We start from the raw sequence: 21,598 nt of genomic DNA, 5'->3' as shown, positions 1-21,598 counted from the left end.
TTCACATGGATACCTGGATTTATCTCTCACAGGGGTTTGCCGTGGCGATGACCCCGGAAAACCTGGTGATTGCCCTGATTGGCTGCTTCGTCGGCACCATCGTCGGGCTGCTGCCGGGCCTTGGCCCGATCAACGGCGTGGCGATTCTGCTGCCGCTGGCCTTCGCCCTGCACCTGCCTGCAGAATCCGCGCTGATCCTGCTGGCGACGGTGTATATCGGCTGTGAATACGGCGGACGCATTTCATCCATCCTACTGAACGTTCCCGGCGATGCGGCGGCGATCATGACCGCCCTTGACGGCTATCCGATGGCGCAACAAGGGCGCGGCGGCGTGGCGCTGTCAATCTCCGCCGTTAGCTCCTTCTTCGGTTCGCTGATTGCCATTTTCGGCATTATTCTCTTCGCGCCGATGCTGGCGGAATGGTCGCTGGCCTTTGGTCCGGCCGAATATTTCGCCCTGATGGTGTTTGCCATTGCCTGCCTCGGCAGCATGATGGCGCAAAATCCGCTGAAGTCGTTTCTGGCGGCGTTGATCGGACTGGGCCTGGCGACGGTAGGCGTTGATGCCAACACCGGGGTATACCGCTTTACCTTCGACAGCGTCCATTTGTCCGACGGCGTGCAGTTTATCGTGGTGGTGATTGGCCTGTTCTCGGTCTCCGAAATCCTGCTGATGCTGGAAAGCACCAGCAGCGGGCAAACGCTGGTGCGTAAAACCGGACGTATGCTGTTTAACGGCAAAGAAGCGGTACAGTGCGCGGGCGCTACGCTGCGCTCCTCGGTCATCGGCTTTTTCGTCGGCGTTCTGCCGGGAGCGGGAGCGACCATCGCCAGCGCCATCACCTACATGACCGAAAAGAAGATCAGCGGCAACAGCGACAGCTTCGGTAAAGGCGACATTCGCGGCGTGGCGGCGCCGGAGGCGGCGAACAACGCGTCAGCCTGCGGCTCGTTCATCCCGATGCTGACCCTGGGGGTGCCAGGCTCCGGCACCACCGCGGTGATGATGGGCGCGCTGACGCTGTACAACATCACCCCGGGTCCGGCGATGTTTACCGAGCAGCCGGACATCGTCTGGGGGCTGATTGCGGCGCTGCTTATCGCCAACGTGATGCTGCTTATCATGAACATCCCGCTGATCGGCCTGTTCACCCGCATGCTGACCATCCCGCTGTGGTTCCTCGTGCCGGCGATTGCCGCGGTCTCCGCCGTGGGGGTCTATGCGGTGCACAGCACCACCTTTGACCTGGTACTGATGGTGGCGCTGGGCGTGCTGGGCTACATATTGCGTAAGATGCACTTTCCAATGTCGCCGCTGATCCTCGGCTTCGTGCTGGGCGAGATGCTTGAGCAGAACCTGCGCCGCGCCCTGTCGATCAGCAACGGCAGCATGAATATTTTGTGGGGAAGCGGCGTGGCGAAAACGCTGCTGGTGATGGCGGTCGTGGTCATCGTGGTGCCGCCGGTGCTGCGCCTCCTGCGCAAGCGCCAGCGTAAAGCGACCGTAGAAGCAGGTTAACCTTTCAGCGTTTCATTAACCCATTGCGTCAGCGCCCGGCGGGAGATCTTTATCCCGCCGGTTTTCACGCTGGCGGGCAGCATCAGCCAGCGCACCGGCTGCTGAAAACGCGCCAGCTTATCGCTCGCCCAGCCGGGCAGCGACGCCACGACCAGCCCTTCGCGTCCATCAATCACCGCCACCGGCCGCTGGCCGTATTCACGGTCAGCCAGCGGCACAATGAACACCTGTTCAACCAGCGGATGGCGAGCAATCACCCGCTCAACCTCTTCCGGTTGGATACCTTCCCCACCGCAAAAAAAGAGGTTATCCATCCGGCCAATCACCGTCAGTCGGCCATCATGAAGTTCGCCACGATCGCGGGTTGCAAACCAGCCCTGCGCATTAACCAGCGGCGTCAGCGCGCCGTCACGCCAGTAACCTGCAGCCTGGCTTGTGGCGCGCAGCCAGATCTCACCGTCCACGATGCGCACTTCGCGCCCCGGCAGCGGATACCCGACGTCAGCCTGGCCGTCGGTCTCTTTGGCGCACACGGTGGAGGCGAACTCGGTGAGCCCATAGCCGCAGAAGGTGCGGATCCCGCGCGCACGCGACTGCTCCGCCAGCTCAACCGCAATCGCCGCGCCGCCCAGCAGGACGCTTTTCAGCGACAGCGGCGCGCTGTCGTTGAGCAAACGCCAGAGCTGGGTCGGCACCAGCGAGGCGTGCGTGCAGCCCTGCAGCGCCTGCGCCAGCGGCTGACGCTCGCGCACGGTCATCCGCGCGCCCGCCAACAGCCAGCGCCAGAGGATCCCCTGGCCGGACACGTGAAACAGCGGCAGCGACAGCAGCCAGTCATCCTCATCGCCATACGGTATCAGCGCCAGCACGCCTTCGGCGCTGGCCAGATGCGCGCCTGGCGTGTGCACCGCCGCTTTCGGCAGACCGCTGGAGCCGGAGGTGAAGGTCATGGTGGCGAGTCTGTCCGCCCGCCACGGCGCGGCAAACGCACCCTCCGCCTCGCGAAGCCCCAGCGCAGCAAGCCCCGCAAAACCCGGCTCGTCGGTCAGCAGCAGCGCAAAGCGCAGCGACAATGACGGCAGCAGCGTGGACACCAGCTCGCGCGGCAGCTGGGGATTCACCGGCACGACCCGCGCCCCGCATTGCAGAAGCGCCAGCCACGCCAGCAGGGTCTGCGGATGGTTGTACGCCCGCAGCAGCACCCCGTCGCCGGTCTGCAGCCGCTGGCGCGCAAAACCGGCGGCCAGACGGTCTACCTGCTGACAAAGCTGCCGCCAGTTCAGGGTCTGGTCGCCCAGCCGCAGCGCCTGGGCCTGCGGGCGCTCATCGCGCCAGCGGCGCCACGGCCAGTCGTCGAAGGTCATAGCAGCGGTTCCAGACCGTCCAGCGCGATACAGGGTAATTCGCTGTGCGGCCAGCGGCGAACCAGCTGCGCCTGCATCAGGTTCAGCGTATCGAGCCCCGGAATGGTCTGCGGCGTCAGCCATGCGGCAATCCGCGCCAGCTGGGTCAGCCCGAGGCTTGACTCTATCGAAGAGCTGATCACCGCCGTCAGCCCCAGCGCATGCGCGGCGGCGACCTGTTCGCGCACCTTTTGCAGGCTGCCGGTCAGCATCGGTTTAATCACCACCGCGCTGACGCCCGGCTCGGCGGCAAAGGTGAAATCCGCCTCGCGCAGGCTTTCATCCCAGGCGATCGCGATGCCGGTTTCACGGGCAAAGGTGCGGGAATCATCCCGCGTGCGGCAGGGTTCTTCCAGAAACGCAATGCGCGAGCGGTACGCCGGGTTGACGTATTTGGCGAACTGCTGCGCCTTCAGCGGCGTCCACGCGCGGTTGGCGTCAAGGCGCAGCTGTAGATCGGGGATGGCTTCCAGCAGCAGGTTGACCACCATGCCGTCGCGCACCGCCTCCCATAGCCCGACCTTCACCTTCGCCACTTTCTCCCCCGGCATCTGCTGGAGGACAGCGAACAGCTCATCCGGGTCGCCGGTACACAGCGGCGCGGCGCGGTAATCGGCCGCATCGGGCAATTCGTCGTGAAGCTCGGCCAGCGCGCAGCTGACGCCAAACGCGGCGGACGGCAGGGTCGGCAGCGCGGCGTCATCGCCGTTCTGCCAGCCCTGCGCCCAGCCCACCGCCTCAGCCTGCGCCTGCTCCAGGCTTTCGACGCTGAATCCGGGCAAGGGAGAGATCTCGCCCCAGCCCTCGCGTTCGCCCTGACGCAGCCAGAGCAGTAAACCATCGCGGGTTTTCAGGCGCCGCTCGCGCAGCACCACGCCCGCATCCATCGGGATCTGCCAGCGGTAGACCCGGGCACGACGCTCAGGCGCTGTCATTACGGGTTCCGTTTGAATTTGCTGAAATCAGGCTGACGCTTCTGGTTGAACGCGTTGCGGCCTTCCTGTCCTTCTTCGGTCATATAGAACAGCATGGTAGCGTTACCCGCCAGCTCCTGCAGCCCCGCCTGACCGTCGCAGTCGGCGTTCAGCGCCGCCTTCAGGCAGCGCAGCGCCATTGGGCTGTTCTGCAGCATTTCGCGACACCAGCGGACGGTTTCTCTTTCCAGCTCCGCCAGCGGCACGACGGTATTCACCAGGCCCATATCCAGCGCTTCCTGGGCGTTGTACTGACGGCACAGGAACCAGATTTCGCGCGCTTTTTTCTGCCCGACGATACGCGCCATGTAGGACGCGCCCCAGCCGCCGTCAAAGGAGCCGACCTTCGGACCGGTCTGGCCGAAGATGGCGTTTTCCGCGGCAATGGTCAGGTCGCACATCATGTGCAGCACATGGCCGCCGCCGATGGAGTAACCCGCGACCATCGCGACCACCGGCTTCGGGCAGGTGCGGATCTGGCGCTGGAAATCGAGCACGTTGAGGTGATGCACGCCGGTGTCATCCTGATAACCGCCGTAGTCGCCGCGAACCTTCTGGTCGCCGCCGGAGCAAAACGCCTTCTCGCCTTCCCCGGTCAGCACGATAACGCCGATGTTATCGTCATAGCGGGCGTCGGCCAGCGCCTGAATCATCTCTTTCACCGTCAGCGGACGAAAGGCATTACGCACCTGCGGACGGTTGATGGTGATTTTCGCAATGCCGTCAGCCGACTTGTGATAGCGAATATCTTCGAAACCGTCGGAGCAGTCCTGCCAGTCAACCGGCGCGTAGAGCATGTTTTCATCAGGATGGATCATAATGGGTCCTTTAATCAGAAATGCACAATCTGCGCCAGACGCTCCGCCACTTCACCGGGGTTTTCCCGGTGCGCGTTGTGTCCGGCGTGTGAAATTAAATGGCATGACGCGCCAAGCTGCTGCGCAATAGCGCGAAACTTCAGGTCACGTTCGCCACAGAGGTACCAGAAAGCATAGTCGCGGGCCGCCAGCGCCGCCCGCAGGTCGGGCTGTACGGCAAGCGAGGTGGCCAGCAGCATCTCCGCCAGCCGCGGGCCGCTGTTGCGCGCGCGCAGCTGCACCAGCGCCTGACGCTGCGCCTCGTCGAGCGAGGCGAAAACAGGCTGGCGATACCAGGCGTCAAAAACGTCTGCCAGCGGTTCGCAGGCAAAACGCTGCGCCCACCGTTCATCGGAGGCCAGCCGCGCCCGCCGCTGCGCGTCATCCTGCAATCCGGGATGACCGCCTTCGACGACGATACCGTTGAGCCCGGTATGGGCTTCATGACCGGCGAAATACATCGCCACCCGGCCGCCGAGCGAATAGCCCACCAGCCAGTAATTCAGAATATGGTAATGCTGAAGCGTACTTTGCAGCTGCGCGCAGACCGCCGCAAAGCCGTGGGCCGCCACATCGCCCGAGGCGCCGTGGCCGGGCAGATTCACATACAGCCGCGAATAGTCGCCGAGGGTTTCTCCCACCGCCTGCCATTCGCGGTCATCACCGGAGAAACCGTGCAGGAACACCAGCCAGCAGTCGGCGTTTTTCCCCGCTCGGGCGACGGCCTGCAGGGTCACAGGTGGCTTACCTGCGCCAGCAGATGCTGCAGCATCTGCGCGCCGTCCGTGTCGTTGACCACCAGCTCAATTACCGTCGCGGCAGGCTGGCGCCAGGCGTTGCTCATCACCTCGTCCAGCTGCGCCCAGCTCTGCGGCCGGGCATAGCGCAGACCAAACATCTGCGCGGCGTGATCGAAATGTACGTCCTGCGGCATGGCGTAAAAACGCGACCTTACCGCCTCCGGCGTCGGCAGCAGCGAGAAAATCTGCCCGCCGTTGTTGTTGACCACGATCAGCACAAACGGCGCCGACACCTGACGCAGCAGCGCCAGCGCGTTGAGATCGTACAGCGCCGAGAGATCGCCCACGATAGCCAGCGTCGATTTTGCGCTGCCGCGCTGCACCCCGGCGGCGGTTGAAATCAGGCCGTCAATGCCGCTCGCTCCGCGGTTGCTGTAGACCGGATATCCGGCGGGCAGCTGTCCCAGGGCGTCGATCAGGCGCACCACCAGGCTGTTGCCGACAAACAGCTGCCCCTGCTCGGGTAAATAGTCGCGGATGCGGTGCGCCAGCTGCGCTTCGCCGAACGCGTCGCGCTGCGCGACGGCCGCCTGCCAGGCCTGCTCAGATAAACGCGGGATGTCCACGCACCAGGCCTTACGTTTTTCCGCCGGATGCAGCTCCAGCCAGCGCTCGATATCGCAGACCAGACGACGCCCGCGATGCTGCGCCGGATCCAGACGCCCCGGCAGGTTGTCCACCAGCCAGTACTCATCCGGCTCGCAGGCGGCCTGCCACTGCAAAAGGCGCTTGCCGGTCAGGCTGCTGCCGAGCTGCACCACGATTTGCGCCTGCTCAAGCTCGGCGGCCGCCCGGGCGTTGCCGAGCCACAGATCAGCGCACGGCAGCGGCTGCCCGGTTTGCGACAGCACGTCGCCAATCAGCGGCCAGCCGAGGGTATTCGCCCATTCGGCCGCTTTTTTTCCTGCCGCCGCGCTCATCCGCCCGGCGACGATAACGCCGCGCTTTTGTCGCCAGAAAAACCAGTCCCGCTGTTTTTCGCTCTCCAGATGCAGCGCTTCGCGCAGCCAGGGCTTATCGCCCTGCCACCAGTTGCCCAGCGCCTGCTGCCACGCCAGCCCGGTATCGTCCATATCGCCATACAGCGGCTCGGCGAACGGGCAGTTGATATGAACGCCCCCCGCGTGCAGCTGCCCCATGGCGTTATCGATGGACGACACCAGCCAGCGCGCAGGAATATCTTCGCTCGGGCGCGGCAGCGACAGGGTTTGCGACGGATGGCTGGCGAACATGCCCGGCTGGCGGATAGCCTGATTTGCGCCGCAGTCGATAAGCTCAGGCGGCCGGTCGGCGGTCAGCAGAACCAGCTTTTCCCCGGTAAGTCCGGCCTCAATCAGCGCCGGATACAGATTCGCCACCGCCGTACCGGAGGTCACAATCACGGCCACCGGCTGCCTGCTTACTTTTGCCAGCCCCAGGGCCAGATGCCCCAGTCCGCGCTCATCAAAATGGGTATGATGAATTAAGGCGCTGTGCTCTGCGGCCGCCAGCGTCAGCGGCGTCGAGCGCGACCCCGGCGCAATACAGACATGCTGCACGCCGTGGCGGGTTAAAGCTTCAAGGATCACCGCCGCCCAGCGTCGGTTAAATGCGCTTACTGACATGAGATTGTCCGGTATCAATTTTGCGACGTAGTATAGATAATATCGGCTGACAGGTTATTGATATGAGTCGGTAATGTTTTAATCGTCGAGGACTAATGACCGTAATCCCGCCGCTTTATTGGTGATTTCCTGCCACTCCTGCTCAGGGTCCGAACCGCGGACAATCCCGGCGCCGGCGTAGAGACGCAGGGTATCGCCCGTGACTTTCGCCGAGCGCAGCGCCACGCAGAACTCGCTACGCTCGCGGCTGAGATAGCCCGCCGACCCGGCATACCACTCCCGGACAAACGGTTCATGATGCTCGATAAACCGTCGCGCGACGTCGCGCGGCAGCCCGGCGACCGCCGCCGTTGGCTGCAGCTGCAGCAGGCAGCGCGCATCGTCAGGGGACGTCAGCGTCGTCCAGATGCAGCGGCGCAGATGCTGTACTTTACGCAAACGCACCACCTGCGGCGGCAGCACCTCCAGCGCCTGTACATCATCCTGAAGACGCTGACAGATATCTTCCACCACCAGCATATTTTCCCGCTGGTTTTTGTCGTCGTACATCAGCCAGTTCGCCAGATGCTGCGCCTGACGCTCGTCGGGATGGCTGGCGACCGTCCCCGCCAGCGCTTCGGTGCGCAGCAGATTGCCCCGCCGCCGCCACAGGCGCTCCGGCGAGGAGCCAAGAAAGGCGCTGTCCGCGTCAAACGCCATATAAAAATGGTAACAGTGCAGGTTCACCCGACGGCTGGCGGCCATGATGGCCCCAGCGCAGAGCGGTTGGCTAAAGCGCAAATCCGTGGCCCGCGCCAGCACCACTTTATCCAGCTCGCCGGCGGCAATGGCATCCGTCGCCTGGGCGATGAGGCGAAACCAGCCAGCGCGATCGGGGTGGTGCCGCTCGCTCTTCAGCGACAGCGACAGCTCAGGCAGCGCGCCGCCCGGCAAAAGCTGCGACAGCATATCCCGCGCCCGTTGGGCGTCCTGGCGCAATGAGGTATCGCTGGAAAGCGTCAGGCGCAGCGAGGCTTTTCCGGCGCTGCGACGCCATTCGAGACGGGGAAGAAACAGCGCGCCCTGCTCCGGCGCAAAGGCGTTCAGTCCCCAGACGCGTAAATCCGCCGCGGCGGGCTGCTGCAGAAAATGGTCCGCCTGCGGCAATGCGGCGAAACGGCGCACCGCGCCAAGGGCGGCGACCTCTTCATCGCCATTGCGCTGCTGCCAGTAAAACTGCGGCCACACCGGCTGGCAACACAGCCATGCGAGGGGATCGAAAGCGTCGTTTAACGCAAAAGGGATATCAACAAATCGCGTTCCGGGTGCATCAGGAAGCTCATCAGACAGAAAACCCTGCAGGCTTTCCAGCGCAACGGAAATGGACAGCACGCGAACCTCCCCCGGATAAAAACCACATATTATAGAGGGTACTGCCGGGAAAAAGCAGTACCTAAGATGAGGGATCCGCGTTCTTACTTAGCGCCGCGCCAGCAGCAGACCCACCACCAGCCCTACCGCCGCGCCCACGCCAATACCCTGCCAGGGGCGTTCGCGCACATAGCCGTCGGCGCGGCACACCGCGCGCTTGACGCGATAGTAGCCGGTATCCGATGCCCTGCTGAGGCGATCCCTGACCTCATCCAGCACGCTTTCCGCCCGCAGCTTCAGCTCAATGTATTTCTGATCCGCAGGATCGCCCGACGATGCCAGAATCTCCTCCAGCGTATCGCTCAACAGGGACAGGTCATCATCAAGCCGGGAGTCATAGGTATGATATGTCATGCGTTATCTCCTTGTTTGCCAGACTTAACTATAGCCAACCCTCATCGGCTACGCCTCGCGGGCCATACCGATATGGGGGATGCCGTCTTCGTCATAAATTTCCGTGACCGGGGAAAACCCGAAGTGGGCGTAGAACGCCTGAAGGTGCGCCTGCGCGCCGAGGTACAGCGCCTTGTGAGGCCAGTGGCGACGGCAGCTTGCCAGCGTCTGCTCCATCAGCTGATAGCCCAGCTTTTCACCGCGCGCCAGCGCGCTGATAATCACCCGGCCAATGACCACCGGCTCAACGTCATTGTCACTTTTCAGAATTCTCGCATACGCCACCAGCTCGCCGTCTCGCCAGCCGAGGATATGGCGGTTTTCGCCGATAAGGTCATCGCCATCCACATCCTGGTAGGGACAGGTTTGCTCCACCACAAACACCTCGCAGCGCAGCCTGAGCAGCGCGTAAAGCTGGGGAACCGTAAGCTCGCTATGATGCAGATCGTGCCACTCAATCATCCTGGACTCCGTTATACTAGGCTCTGTTTTAGGCGGTGAGGTAAATGCGTTATGGAATTGATTTTTCTCGGGACATCCGCCGGTGTGCCGACCCGTACCCGTAATATGACGTCGATACTGCTCAATTTGCAACAACCGACGCACGCGGCCATGTGGCTATTCGACTGTGGGGAAGGCACCCAGCATCAGTTTCTGAAAACAGAACATCATCCGGGCAAGCTCGATAAAATCTTCATTACCCACCTGCACGGCGACCACCTGTTTGGCCTGCCGGGCCTGCTGTGCAGCCGCTCCATGCAGGGCAACCCGGCGGCGTTAACCATCTATGGCCCCAAAGGCATCCGCGAGTTCGTCGAGATGGCGCTGCGCCTCAGCGGCTCCTGGACCGACTATCCGCTGACCATTGAAGAGGTTTCTCCGGGGCTGCTGTTTGACGACGGGCGCTATCGCGTGCTGGCGTATCCGCTGAACCATCCGGTTGAGTGCTACGGCTACCGCATCGAAGAGCATGATAAGCCGGGCACCCTGAACGCCGCCGCCCTGGTTGCCGACGGCATCCGGCCCGGGCCGCTGTTCCAGCAGCTTAAGCAGGGGCTGACCGTGACCCTGCCCGATGGCCGCCTTATCGACGGCAGCCGCTATCTCGGCCCGGCGACGCCGGGGCTGAAGCTGGCTATTTTCGGCGATACGGCGCCCTGCCCGCAGGCGTTTGAGCTGGCCCGCGGGGTAGATGTGATGGTGCATGAAACCACGCTTGAGGATGCGATGGCGGAAAAAGCCAACGGTCGCGGGCACTCCTCGACGCGCCAGACCGCCGCGCTTGCCCGGGAAGCGGGCGCCAGACGGCTCATCATCACCCACGTCAGCTCGCGCTACGACCGCGAAGGCTGTCGTCGGCTGCTCGCCGAGTGTCGCGAGGTGTTCACAGACTGCGAACTGGCGGAGGACTTCAGCGTCTTCAGTCTGGCATAACGTTTTGCCCGCAGATGCCGATAACGCAAATTAAGGCTCGGCAACTTTCTCACTCTGAGGGCAACATGGATAATTTCCAGAAAGACATTGATGACAGGGCGAACCTGACCCTGTCTAACCGCTTTGAACTGCTGCTTTTCCGCCTTGGCTCTTCGGCGGACGACAGCAAATCCGAACTGTTCGGCATCAACGTTTTCAAGCTGCGTGAAATCGTGCCGATGCCGGGCTACACCAAACCCGCCGGAATTAAGCCGCCGGTCATGGGAATGGTGAATATTCGCGATCAAATTATCCCGGTTATCGACCTGCCCTCTGTGCTGGGCTGCAAAGCGGAAAACGGCCTGAGCATTCTGCTGATCACCGAATACGCCCGCAGCGTTCAGGCATTCGCCGTCGAGTCGGTGGAAAACATCATCCGTCTCGACTGGACGCAGGTGCATACCGCCGAGAAGGCCGTCAACGGTCAGTACATCACCAGCATCGCCTGCCTGGATAACGAGCAGGACAGCAATAACCTGGCGATGGTTATCGACGTTGAGCAAATTCTGTATGACATCGTGCCTGCCGACCACGACCTGCACGCCACCCGTCTGAAAGATACCCGCAAGCTGCAGATCAAACCCGGCGCCACCACCATCGTGGCGGAAGATTCCAAAGTCGCGCGCGCAATGCTGGAAAAAGGGCTGAAAGCGATGGATATTCCGGCGCAGATGCACGTCACCGGGCAGCAGGCGTGGGAAAAAATTGAAAAGCTGGCGAAGGAGGCGCAGGCGGAAGGCGTACCGGTGACCGATAAAATCGCGCTGGTTCTGACCGACCTGGAGATGCCGGAAATGGACGGCTTCACGCTGACCCGCAAGATCAAAACCGATCCGCGGCTGAAGAACATTCCGGTGGTTATCCACTCTTCGCTGTCCGGCAACGCCAACGAAGACCATATCCGTAAGGTCAAGGCGGACGGCTACGTTGCGAAATTTGAGATCAACGAGCTGTCGTCGGTGATTCAAGAAGTGCTGGAGCGCGCCGAGCGCCGTGAGGAAGGCCCGCTGATTAGCCGTCTGCATTCAGCGTAAGCTTACGCTGCTGAAAAAAAACCCGCCGAAGCGGGTTTTTTTATTGTTACATCATCGGCATCGCCAGCTGGACGATACTGATAAGCGGCTGCGGATAGATACCGAGAATCAGCACCAGCAGGGCGGAAATCAGTACCACGATACCGCCTGCGCTGTACTGCCAGTTGGTCGGCGCATTGCGGTTCAGCTGCTGCGGCGCGCTCAGATAGAGGCTCACCGCCACGCGCAGGTAGTAGTAGAGGCCGATGGCCGAACCAATAACAACCGCGCCCACCAGCCACCACAGGTGCGCATTCACACCGACGGCCAGCACGTAGAACTTACCGATAAAGCCCAGCGTCAACGGGATACCCGCCAGCGACAGCATCATCACGGTCATGACCGCAGACAGAATCGGACGGTGCCAGAACAGGCCGCGGTAGGAGAACAGCGAATCCGCATCCGGGCCGCGATACGGGCTGGACATCAGGCTCACCACGCCGAACGCGCCGAGGCTGCTGAACAGATAACCGGCCAGGTACACGCCGACGGCTTCCATCGACACTTCGCCGCTGTGCAGCGCGATCAGCGCCACCATCAGATAGCCAAGATGAGAGATGGAGGAGTAGCCGAGCAGACGCTTAATGTTGGTCTGGCTCAGCGCCATCAGGTTACCGAAGATGATGGAAACGAAGGCGATAACGCCAAGCACCACGCGTACCGCTTCGCTGTTGCCCACCGGCGCGTACAGGAACAGACGCATCACCACGCCGAAGATAGCGATTTTGCTCGCGGTCGCCAGGAAGGTGGAGACCGGCGCAGGCGCGCCCTGATAGACGTCCGGCGTCCACAGGTGGAACGGCACCAGAGAGAGTTTGAAGCCAAGGCCGACGATCATCAGGCCCAGACCCGCCAGCAGCAGCGGCTCGTGCAGCATGTTGTCAGACAGCGCTTTGCCCAGCTCGACAAACGACAGGTTGCCGGAGTTCGCATACACCAGCGCCATACCGAACAGCAGGAACGATGACGCCGCTGCGGACAGGATGGTGTACTTGATGCTGGCTTCCAGTGAGCGTTTCTGGCGGAAGGCATAGCCAATCAGGCCGAACAGCGGCAGCGAAATCAGTTCGATACCCAGGAACAGCGCCGCCAGGTGGTTGGCGTTCGCCAGCAGAATACCGCCGAGGGCGGCAATCAGCACCAGCAGATAAAACTCTTCCTTGTTGTCCTGATAACCCTCAAGCCACGGGTAGGCAAAGGTACAGGTGGCGAGGCTCGCCAGCAGCACCAGCCCGGTGTACAGCATCGCATAGCCGTCGACGCGCATCAGCGGCGTGACGTCCATGGCGCCCGCCTGGCCGACAAACCAGAGGGAGACAAGCGCGGCGTTCAGTCCGACGACCGCCAGCGTGGCATTGAGGAAGTGATTGCGTCGCCACGCAATGGAGAGCATCACAACCACCACCGTCAATCCGACGATCAGCAGCGGTAGCAGCGCGATCAGTTGTTGTGGAGTTATTGTCATGGCGAATTACGGCCTTGTAGTAGAAACGGAATTAACAAACCACTGCTGGATATTGCCCATCGCGGAATGCGAGGTATCCAGAATCGGCTGCGGATAAAAGCCCAGCAGCACCAGCAGTACGACCAGCAGCAGGATGATGAACAGCTCGCGCAGCGACATCCCCGGCATCTCTTGCGCCGCAATCTCGCTTTTCGCTTTACCGAAGTAAGCGCGATGCAGCATCGCCAGCGAGTAAACGGACGCGAATACCAGACCAAACGTGGAGATGACCGTAATCATCGGCACCACTTTGAAGCTGCCGAACAGGATCATGAACTCGCCGACGAAGTTACCGGTACCCGGCATCCCGAGCGTGGCCACCGCAAAGAACATGGACAGCGCAGGCAGCCATTTCATTTTGCCCCACAGGCCGCCCATCATACGCATGTCGCGGGTATGCAAACGTTCGTACAGCTGGCCGCACAGGATAAAGAGACCGGCAGCGGAGAGACCGTGGGCAATCATCTGGATCACCGCGCCCTGGTAAGCGAGCTGGCTGCCGGTATAGATAGCAATCAGCACGAAGCCCATGTGAGAAACGGAGGTATAGGCAATCAGACGCTTGATGTCGTACTGCGCGAACGCCATCCATGCGCCGTAGAAGATACCGATGACGCCAAGCCACATGGCGATCGGCGCAAACTCGGCGGAAGCGTTCGGGAACAGCGGCAGCGCAAAGCGCAGCAGACCGTAGGCCGCGGTTTTCAGCAAGATGCCCGCGAGGTCAACGGAACCTGCGGTCGGCGCCTGAGAGTGCGCGTCCGGCAGCCAGCCGTGCAGCGGCACCACCGGCATTTTCACCGCAAAGGCGACGAAGAAGCCGAGCATCAGCAGATATTCCACGTTGTGGGACATCGGCGTTTTCAGCAGCTGTTCATAGCTGAAGGTCCACACGCCGGTGGCGTTGTAGTGCACAAACACCAGCGCCAGGATGGCTATCAGCATCACCAGACCGCTCGCCTGGGTATAGATGAAGAACTTGGTGGCCGCCGTGATACGCGTTTTACCGTCAGAGGCTTTGTGGCCCCACAGCGCGATCAGGAAGTACATCGGCACCAGCATCATCTCCCAGAAGAAGAAGAACAGGAACATGTCGATGGCAAGGAACACGCCGATAACGCCGCCCAGAATCCACATCAGGTTGAGGTGGAAGAAGCCCTGGTATTTTTCGATTTCGTTCCAGGAACAGAGCACCGCCAGCACGCCGAGCAGGCCGGTCAGCACCACCATCAGCAGCGACAGACCGTCGATAGCCAGATGAATGGTGATGCCGAAGCGCGGGATCCACGGCAGGATGAACTCAGACTGCCATTGCGGTATGCCTGCAGATTGCGTCAGAGAATAGCCGCCCTGCAACCACAGTTGCAGACCAAGCGCGAGGGTCAGTCCCATCGTGATAAGCGCGATCCAGCGCGGCACCTTTACGCCAAAGCGTTCGGTCTGCCAGCAGAGGAAACCGCCGATAAAGGGAATCAGTATTAGCCAGGGTAATAACATGGCAATTCATTTCCTTATTAAGCTATCCGGTAACGGCAAGCGTCAGCCAGAACAGGAAAACAGCACAACATTTCTCTACTGGGGAGGAAAATCCTCCCCAACGTATCAACGCAATACCATCAGCAATGCCAGCACGACAACCGCACCGATGCTCATGGAGGCAACGTACCAGCGCAGGTATCCGTTCTCGCTAAACAGCAGACCTTTGCCTGCAAAGCGGGACAGAATCGCCGGCACGTTCATCAGCGCATTCAGCGGGTCGCGCTTAAGCAGCCACGCCACGCCGAGGAACGGCTTAACGAACACTTTGTCATACAGCCAGTCGAAGCCCCAGGCATTGAACCACCAGGTGCCCAGCAGACGGCCCGGCGCGCTGTTGGCAATCGAAGTCACCAACGCGCGTTGACCCAGCCACAGCCATGCGGCAATCAGGATCCCGGCAATCGCGACAACGCCAGACGTTATTTCCAGAGTCATCACACGACCGTGCTCAAGTTCGGTTGTCTGCGGCAGTACGCCCTGCAGCGGCGGCACAATCATCGCGCCCACGAAGGTGGACAGGATCAGCAGCACGATCAGCGGCAGGTGATGGGTAATCCCCTTCCCTGCATGCGCGTGGATCTGCTCTTTACCGTGGAAGACGATAAAGATCATGCGGAAGGTGTAGAGCGAGGTCATAAAGGCCCCGACCAGACCGGCAATCATCAGGTTGATGTGGCCGTTGGCCATCGCGCCTGCCAGAATTTCGTCTTTACTGAAGAAGCCCGCGGTAATCAGCGGCAGCGCGGACAGCGCGGCGCCGCCCACCAGGAAGCAGACATAAACCAGCGGAATAGACTTACGCAGGCCGCCCATCTTGAAGATGTTCTGCTCGTGATGGCAGGCGAGAATCACCGAACCGGATGCCAGGAACAGCAGCGCCTTGAAGAACGCATGGGTCATCAGGTGGAAAATCGCCGCATCCCACGCCTGGACGCCAAGCGCCAGGAACATGTAGCCAATCTGGCTCATGGTGGAGTACGCCAGCACGCGTTTGATATCGGTCTGCACCAGCGCGGCGAAACCTGCCAGCACCAGCGTGACCGCACCCACGATACCGACCAGATGCAGAATTTCCGGCGTCATCAGGAACAGGCCATGGGTACGGGCGATCAGGTACACGCCCGCGGTAACCATGGTTGCCGCGTGGATCAGCGCAGAAACCGGCGTTGGGCCCGCCATCGCGTCCGCAAGCCAGGTCTGCAACGGTAGCTGCGCCGATTTACCGACCGCGCCGCCCAGCAGCAGCAGCGTCGCCCACTGCAGCATGGTGCTGCCGTTAGCAAAGTGCGCTGGCGCCAGTTCAACCATTTCGCGGAAGTTCAGGGTGCCGAGCTCGTTGTAGAGAATGAACAGAGCGAAAGCGAGGAATACGTCACCCACGCGGGTCACGATGAACGCTTTCATCGCTGCGGCGCCGTTTTTCGGATCGGTATAGTAGAAGCCGATCAGCAGGTAGGAGCACAGGCCCACGCCTTCCCAGCCGAGATACATCAGCAGCAGGTTGTCCGCCAGCACCAGTACCACCATGCTCGCGATGAACAGGTTGGTGTAAGCGAAGAAACGGGAATAGCCCTCTTCACCGCGCATGTACCAGGAGGCGAACATGTGGATCAGGAAGCCCACGCCGGTGACCACGGAGAGCATGGTCAGCGACAGGCCGTCGAGCACCAGGTTGACGCCGATGTTGAAATCACCGACCGACATCCAGGTCCACAGCGGCTGGCTGATTGCCTGTTTGCCGTTAGCGAAGAAATCAACGCCGACAAACGCCGTCACCAGCGCCGCCAGGCCCACAGACCCTACGCCGACGGTCGCGGAAAGGTTTTCCGACCAGCGGCCGCGGGAGAAGGCCAGCAGAACAAAGCCAATCAATGGCAGAAGAATGGTTAAGGCAAGCATGTTCATCCACGCAACTCACTTACTGAATCGATGTTCAGGTTCTGGCGGCGACGATGGAGCTGCAGCAACAGCGCCAGGCCAATACTCGCCTCGGCAGCCGCAAGGCTGATAGCGAGGATATACATCACCTGACCGTCGGTCTGGCCCCAGTAGCTGCCGGCGACCACAAAGGCCAGCGCAGCGGCGTTGATCATGATTTCCAGGCCGATCAGCATAAACAGCAGATTGCGGCGGATAACCAGACCGGTTAACCCCAGGACGAATAAGACAGCCGCGAGGATCAGTCCATGTGTTAAGGGGATCATGCGTGCTCCTCCGTTTTTCTTTTCGCGCTGTCGTTAGAGCGGTTGCTCAGCACTTCGCCCTGACGTTCTTCACGTCCGAGGTGGAAGGCGACGACCAGACCCGCCAGCAGCAGCATGGAAGCCAGTTCCACCGCCAGTACGTACGGACCAAACAGGGCGATACCGACTTCTTTCGCGCCGATAGCGTTGCCGTCGATACCCTGATCGTTCAGACCAATGATGCCGTAGACGATAACCGCCAGCAGAACGACCGACAGGATGCCCGGACCAATCCACACCTGCGGCTTCAGCCACTGGCGCTCCTGCTCAATTTCAGAGCCGCCCAGGTTCAGCATCATCACGACGAAGACGAACAGCACCATAATCGCCCCGGCGTAGACGATGATCTCCAGCGCACCGGCGAAGTACGCGCCGAGCGAGAAGAACACCCCGGCGATCGCCAGCAGGGAGATGATCAGGTACAGCAGCGCATGCACCGGATTGGTGTGCGTGATGACCCGCAGGGTGGCCAGGATGGCGATGAGGCCACAGATATAAAAAGCGAATTCCATTGCCCCTCTCCTTACGGTAACAGGCTCTTGACGTCGATAGGTTTAGCTTCGTTTTCCGCTTCGCCCTTATCTTTGCCGTCGATTGCCATACCCGCCATCCGGTAGAAGTTATATTCCGGGTATTTGCCCGGACCGGAAATCAGCAGATCCTCTTTCTCGTACACCAGATCCTGACGCTTGTACTCGCCCAGCTCGAAGTCCGGGGTCAACTGAATCGCCGTGGTCGGGCACGCTTCTTCGCACAGGCCGCAGAAAATGCAGCGTGAGAAGTTAATGCGGAAGAACTCCGGATACCAGCGGCCGTCCTGCATCTCTGCTTTCTGCAAAGAGATACAGCCGACCGGACAGGCTACCGCGCACAGGTTACAGGCAACGCAGCGCTCGGAACCGTCCGGATCGCGCGTCAGCACGATACGGCCACGGTAGCGCGGCGGCAGATATACCGGCTCTTCCGGATACATCTGGGTTTCGCGTTTGGCAAACGCGTGCAGGCCGATCATCCAGATGCTGCGTACCTGGGTGCCGAAGCCTACCAATATTTCTTTTAAGGTCATGGTCTTTTAGCCCCTTATTGCGCCTGCCAGAGAATGACAGCCGCAGTTACCAGCAGATTGATGAGCGTCAGCGGCAGGCATACTTTCCAGCCGAAGGACATTACCTGGTCATAACGCGGACGCGGTAATGAGGCGCGAATCAAAATGAACATCATCATGAAGAACGCGGTTTTCAGCGCGAACCAGATGAACGGCGGTAAGAACGGGCCGTGCCAGCCACCGAAGAACAGCGTCACGATAAGCGCTGATACGGTGACGATACCGATGTACTCGCCCACGAAGAACAGACCGAACTTCATGCCGGAATATTCAATGTGGTAACCATCAGCCAGCTCCTGCTCCGCTTCCGGCTGGTCAAACGGGTGGCGGTGACAGACCGCAACGCCCGCGATAGCGAAAGTCACGAAGCCGAAGAACTGCGGGATGATGTTCCACAGGTGAGCCTGGTTGTTGACGATGTCGGTCATATTGAATGAACCGGCCTGCGCCACAACGCCCATCAGGGAAAGACCAAGGAACACTTCGTAGCTGAGCGTCTGCGCAGACGCGCGCATCGCACCCAGCAGCGAGTATTTGTTGTTGCTCGACCAGCCGGCGAACAGCACGGCATACACCGCGAGACCCGCCATCATCAGGAAGAACAGGATCCCGATGTTGAGATCCGCCACCACCCAGCTCGGGCTGACCGGCACAATGGCAAAGGCCAGCAGCAGCGAGGTAAATGCGATCATCGGCGCCAGCGTAAAGATCACGCGATCGGAGAAGCGCGGGATCCAGTCTTCTTTAAAGAACATCTTGATCATGTCCGCGACCAGCTGGAGTGAGCCCCCCCAGCCTACGCGGTTCGGTCCGTAACGGTTCTGGAACAGACCGAGCAGACGACGTTCGCCAAAGCTCATAAACGCGCCGCAGGTGACCACCACCAGCAGAATGACAACCGCTTTCAGGATACTTAACAGAATGTCGATAAGATCCGGCGTCAACCAACTCATGCTTGTGCCTCCTGCAGATTGTCAAGACGTGCGCCCGCCAGAACCGGCGCAATGCCCGGTAAGCCCATCGGCAGACCCACCTGCCCTGCCGTCAGCCCATCAGACAGGATAAGCGGCAGGCTGATGGTCTGGCCGTCGAAGCTAAAGGCCAGCTTCGCGCCCGCGTTCACGCCAAGCTTCGCGGCATCCGTCGGGTTAAGCGTGATGTACGGCTGCGGCATGCGGCTCTGGAACACCGGTGAGCGCTGGGACATCTCGTCGCTACCGAACAGATGGTAGTACGGCGCGATACGCCAGCTGCCGTCCTGCGCCTGGAAGCTCGCCGGAACGTGGGTGTAGTAATCAAGACCCGAGGCCGACGCTTCGATCAGACGTACGCCCGGATCGCCGTGACGCAGATGGCCGCCCACTTCGGTCTGGAACTTGTTCCATGCCTGCGGGGAGTTCCAGCCCGGCGCCCAGGCGAACGGAATCTGTGAACGCGGCGCTGACGGCTGGTTGTTCCCTTCCATTGAGAAGGCGAACATGGTGTCTTTATCCTGCGGCTGACGCGGCTCGTGCACGCTGATGTTAGCGCGCATAGCGGTACGGCCGCTGTAGCGATGCGGTTCACGCGCCAGCTTCTGACCGCGAATACGGAACGACGCATCCGGCGCGGCATCTTTAATGCCCGCCAGCTGCGGCAGCTTCTCGACGGCGGCGTCAATCACGTGATCAAGCTGCGTCCAGTCCACTTCGCGGTTTTCGACGGTGCTGTGCAGCGAATGCAGCCAGCGCCAGCTTTCCAGCATGATGGTCTTGCTGTCGTAGTAAGCCGGGTCGTAAACCTGGAAGAAACGCTGAGCGCGGCCTTCGTTGTTGATAACGGTACCGTCGCTTTCGGCAAAGCTTGCGGCGGAGAGCACCAGATGGGCTTTCTCCATAATTGCGGTGCGCTGATGGTCGATAACCATCACCAGCGGCGCCTTCGCCAGCGCCGCGTCAACGCGGGCGGCGGAAGCGTGACGATGCAGATCGTTTTCCAGAACCACGACCGCATCTGCCGCGCCGGTTTCCAGCTCGTTCAGCGCTTCGTCAAGCGAGCCGCCGCCAATCATGCCAAGGCCAACGCTGTTGACCGCGCGGGCAATCATGGTCACGCCGACGTCTGAACCGCGGGCCTTCAGCGCTTTCGCGACGTTCGCCGCAGCGTGCAGTACGTCAAGGCTGCCGGCGTTGGTGCCGGACACGATCAGCGGTTTCTTCGCCCCTGCCAGCGCCTGCACGATAACGTCCACTTTGCCTTTCAGGTCGTTGCTTAACCCCTCGACAGCCGGCGCGGTAGCATCCAGGCCGTGGGCGATGGCGAAACCTAAGCGCGCCTGATCTTCAACCGGCGCGCAGTAGGTCCACGCAGCGACATCGTCCAGACGGGTGTTATCGACGTTGGTCACGAACAGCGGATGCTTCGCGCGCTGGCCGATGTTGAGGATTGCCGCAATCTGCCAGTCAGCCACTTTCTGTGCCGCCGCCATCTCACGCGCTTTGCCTTTCACCGCCTGGCGAACCGCCAGCGCAACGCGGGCGCCGGTCTGCGTGATATCTTCACCCAGCACCAGTACCGCATCGTAAGATTCGATTTCACGCAGCGCTGGGGTGTGGATACCGCCTTCGCGCAGCACTTTCAGCGCCAGCTGCAGACGTTCCTGCTCGCCTTTCGCGATGCCGGTATAGAAGTTTTCCGCCCCGACCAGCTCGCGCAGCGCAAAGTTGCTTTCTACGCTGGCGCGCGGGGAGCCGATGCCGATCACTTTCTTCGACTGGCGCAGAATATCCGCCGCGCCCTGCATCGCCTGCTCGGCGTTGAGGGCGATCAGGTCATCGCCACGGCGCTGAACCGGCTGACGCGGACGGTCTTTCAGGTTCACATAGCCATAGCCGAAACGACCGCGGTCGCACAGGAAGTAGTGGTTAACGGTACCGTTGTAACGGTTTTCGATACGACGCAGTTCGCCATAGCGTTCGCCCGGGCTGGTGTTGCAGCCGATGGAGCACTGCTGGCAGATGCTCGGCGCAAACTGCATATCCCATTTACGGTTGTAGCGCTCGGAGTGGGTCTTATCGGTGAAGACGCCGGTCGGGCAGATTTCCACCAGGTTGCCGGAGAATTCGCTCTCCAGCACCCCGTCCTCCGGGCGACCGAAGTAGACGTTATCGTGCGCGCCGTAGACGCCAAGATCGGTACCGTCAGCATAGTCTTTGTAGTAACGCACACAGCGATAGCAGGCGATGCAGCGGTTCATTTCGTGAGAGATGAACGGCCCCAGATCCTGGTTGCGGTGGGTACGCTTGGTGAAACGATAGCGACGGAAGCTATGACCGGTCATCACGGTCATATCCTGCAGGTGGCAGTTGCCGCCCTCTTCGCAGACCGGACAGTCGTGCGGGTGGTTGGTCATCAACCACTCGACCACGCTTTCGCGGAACTGCTTCGCTTCTTCGTCATCAATAGAAATAAAGGTGCCGTCGGATGCCGGGGTCATACAGGACATCACCAGGCGGCCACGCGTGTCTTCCGCGTTTTGATATTGCTTCACCGCACACTGGCGGCAGGCGCCAACGCTTCCCAGCGCCGGATGCCAGCAAAAGTATGGAATATCAAGGCCTAAGGAAAGACAAGCCTCTAGCAGGTTGTCCGCCCCGTTGACCTCATATTCTTTGCCGTCTACATGAATCGTAGCCATTAGCGTGCTTCCAAAAATAAATAA

Annotated in this window: 19 protein-coding genes; 3 read left to right on the top strand and 16 right to left on the bottom strand. The window is 61.0% G+C overall.

The window, feature by feature from the left end; all coding sequences use genetic code 11:
• Window positions 1-5: 5 nt before the first annotated feature.
• The gene (locus tag ENTCL_RS07300; protein WP_013365469.1) at window positions 6-1,520 is read left to right on the top strand and encodes a tripartite tricarboxylate transporter permease; all 1,515 of its coding nucleotides are present in this window, start codon (window positions 6-8) and stop codon (window positions 1,518-1,520) included.
• Here ENTCL_RS07300 and menE read toward each other — a convergent pair.
• The 8 genes from menE to ENTCL_RS07260 form a co-directional block, all read right to left on the bottom strand.
• Window positions 1,517-2,884 carry an o-succinylbenzoate--CoA ligase gene (gene menE / locus ENTCL_RS07295; protein WP_013365468.1) on the bottom strand — a complete coding sequence of 456 codons (1,368 nt, stop codon included), beginning with the start codon at window positions 2,882-2,884 and terminating at the stop codon, window positions 1,517-1,519. The genes ENTCL_RS07300 and menE overlap by 4 nt on opposite strands.
• Complete coding sequence (menC, locus tag ENTCL_RS07290; protein WP_013365467.1) at window positions 2,881-3,858, bottom strand: o-succinylbenzoate synthase; 978 nt, start codon at window positions 3,856-3,858, stop codon at window positions 2,881-2,883. Before menC ends, menE begins: the two co-directional genes overlap by 4 nt.
• On the bottom strand, window positions 3,858-4,715 hold the full coding sequence (menB, locus tag ENTCL_RS07285; RefSeq protein ID WP_013365466.1) for a 1,4-dihydroxy-2-naphthoyl-CoA synthase: 858 nt from the start codon (window positions 4,713-4,715) through the stop codon (window positions 3,858-3,860). The genes menC and menB overlap by 1 nt, the downstream gene beginning before the upstream one ends.
• A 14-nt stretch (window positions 4,716-4,729) precedes the next feature.
• Window positions 4,730-5,491, bottom strand: coding sequence for a 2-succinyl-6-hydroxy-2,4-cyclohexadiene-1-carboxylate synthase (gene menH / locus ENTCL_RS07280; RefSeq protein ID WP_013365465.1), 762 nt, complete (start codon window positions 5,489-5,491; stop codon window positions 4,730-4,732).
• The gene (menD, locus tag ENTCL_RS07275; protein ID WP_013365464.1) at window positions 5,488-7,158 is read right to left on the bottom strand and encodes a 2-succinyl-5-enolpyruvyl-6-hydroxy-3-cyclohexene-1-carboxylic-acid synthase; all 1,671 of its coding nucleotides are present in this window, start codon (window positions 7,156-7,158) and stop codon (window positions 5,488-5,490) included. Before menD ends, menH begins: the two co-directional genes overlap by 4 nt.
• A gap of 78 nt (window positions 7,159-7,236) precedes the next feature.
• A complete protein-coding gene (gene menF, locus ENTCL_RS07270) occupies window positions 7,237-8,529 on the bottom strand; it encodes an isochorismate synthase MenF (RefSeq protein WP_013365463.1) in 1,293 nt (430 codons plus the stop codon).
• 87 nt (window positions 8,530-8,616) lie between these two features.
• The gene (gene elaB / locus ENTCL_RS07265) at window positions 8,617-8,922 is read right to left on the bottom strand and encodes a stress response protein ElaB (protein ID WP_013365462.1); all 306 of its coding nucleotides are present in this window, start codon (window positions 8,920-8,922) and stop codon (window positions 8,617-8,619) included.
• A 48-nt stretch (window positions 8,923-8,970) separates the two neighbouring features.
• On the bottom strand, window positions 8,971-9,423 hold the full coding sequence (locus ENTCL_RS07260) for a GNAT family N-acetyltransferase (protein WP_013365461.1): 453 nt from the start codon (window positions 9,421-9,423) through the stop codon (window positions 8,971-8,973).
• A 51-nt stretch (window positions 9,424-9,474) separates the two neighbouring features.
• Here ENTCL_RS07260 and rnz point away from each other — a divergent pair, with 51 nt between their 5' ends.
• Both rnz and ENTCL_RS07250 read left to right on the top strand, forming a co-directional pair.
• Window positions 9,475-10,395 carry a ribonuclease Z gene (rnz, locus tag ENTCL_RS07255; protein WP_013365460.1) on the top strand — a complete coding sequence of 307 codons (921 nt, stop codon included), beginning with the start codon at window positions 9,475-9,477 and terminating at the stop codon, window positions 10,393-10,395.
• 65 nt (window positions 10,396-10,460) lie between these two features.
• Window positions 10,461-11,468, top strand: coding sequence for a chemotaxis protein (locus tag ENTCL_RS07250; RefSeq protein WP_013365459.1), 1,008 nt, complete (start codon window positions 10,461-10,463; stop codon window positions 11,466-11,468).
• Between the two features lie 46 nt (window positions 11,469-11,514).
• Here the strand turns inward: ENTCL_RS07250 and nuoN are convergent, their stop codons facing one another.
• The 8 genes from nuoN to nuoG all read right to left on the bottom strand — a co-directional run bounded on the left by nuoN (window position 11,515) and on the right by nuoG (window position 21,574).
• On the bottom strand, window positions 11,515-12,972 hold the full coding sequence (gene nuoN / locus ENTCL_RS07245) for an NADH-quinone oxidoreductase subunit NuoN (protein ID WP_013365458.1): 1,458 nt from the start codon (window positions 12,970-12,972) through the stop codon (window positions 11,515-11,517).
• 6 nt (window positions 12,973-12,978) lie between these two features.
• Window positions 12,979-14,508 (bottom strand): NADH-quinone oxidoreductase subunit M, encoded by a 1,530-nt coding sequence (nuoM, locus tag ENTCL_RS07240; protein WP_013365457.1) that lies wholly within the window; start codon window positions 14,506-14,508, stop codon window positions 12,979-12,981.
• A gap of 105 nt (window positions 14,509-14,613) precedes the next feature.
• On the bottom strand, window positions 14,614-16,455 hold the full coding sequence (gene nuoL, locus ENTCL_RS07235) for an NADH-quinone oxidoreductase subunit L (protein WP_013365456.1): 1,842 nt from the start codon (window positions 16,453-16,455) through the stop codon (window positions 14,614-14,616).
• Window positions 16,452-16,754, bottom strand: a complete 303-nt coding sequence (gene nuoK, locus ENTCL_RS07230; RefSeq protein ID WP_013365455.1) for an NADH-quinone oxidoreductase subunit NuoK — start codon at window positions 16,752-16,754, stop codon at window positions 16,452-16,454. The genes nuoL and nuoK overlap by 4 nt, the downstream gene beginning before the upstream one ends.
• Window positions 16,751-17,305 (bottom strand): NADH-quinone oxidoreductase subunit J, encoded by a 555-nt coding sequence (gene nuoJ / locus ENTCL_RS07225; RefSeq protein ID WP_013365454.1) that lies wholly within the window; start codon window positions 17,303-17,305, stop codon window positions 16,751-16,753. Before nuoJ ends, nuoK begins: the two co-directional genes overlap by 4 nt.
• Before the next feature lie 11 nt (window positions 17,306-17,316).
• Window positions 17,317-17,859 carry an NADH-quinone oxidoreductase subunit NuoI gene (gene nuoI, locus ENTCL_RS07220; protein ID WP_013365453.1) on the bottom strand — a complete coding sequence of 181 codons (543 nt, stop codon included), beginning with the start codon at window positions 17,857-17,859 and terminating at the stop codon, window positions 17,317-17,319.
• Between the two features lie 14 nt (window positions 17,860-17,873).
• The gene (gene nuoH / locus ENTCL_RS07215) at window positions 17,874-18,851 is read right to left on the bottom strand and encodes an NADH-quinone oxidoreductase subunit NuoH (protein WP_013365452.1); all 978 of its coding nucleotides are present in this window, start codon (window positions 18,849-18,851) and stop codon (window positions 17,874-17,876) included.
• On the bottom strand, window positions 18,848-21,574 hold the full coding sequence (nuoG, locus tag ENTCL_RS07210; protein WP_013365451.1) for an NADH-quinone oxidoreductase subunit NuoG: 2,727 nt from the start codon (window positions 21,572-21,574) through the stop codon (window positions 18,848-18,850). The genes nuoH and nuoG overlap by 4 nt, the downstream gene beginning before the upstream one ends.
• Between the last annotated feature and the right edge of the window lie 24 nt (window positions 21,575-21,598).

It is taken from the genome of [Enterobacter] lignolyticus SCF1, from assembly GCF_000164865.1.
GTDB classification, from domain to species: domain Bacteria; phylum Pseudomonadota; class Gammaproteobacteria; order Enterobacterales; family Enterobacteriaceae; genus Enterobacter_B; species Enterobacter_B lignolyticus.
The sequence above is the reverse complement of the archived record's forward strand: the minus strand, read 5'-3'. Positions and strand labels throughout refer to the sequence as shown.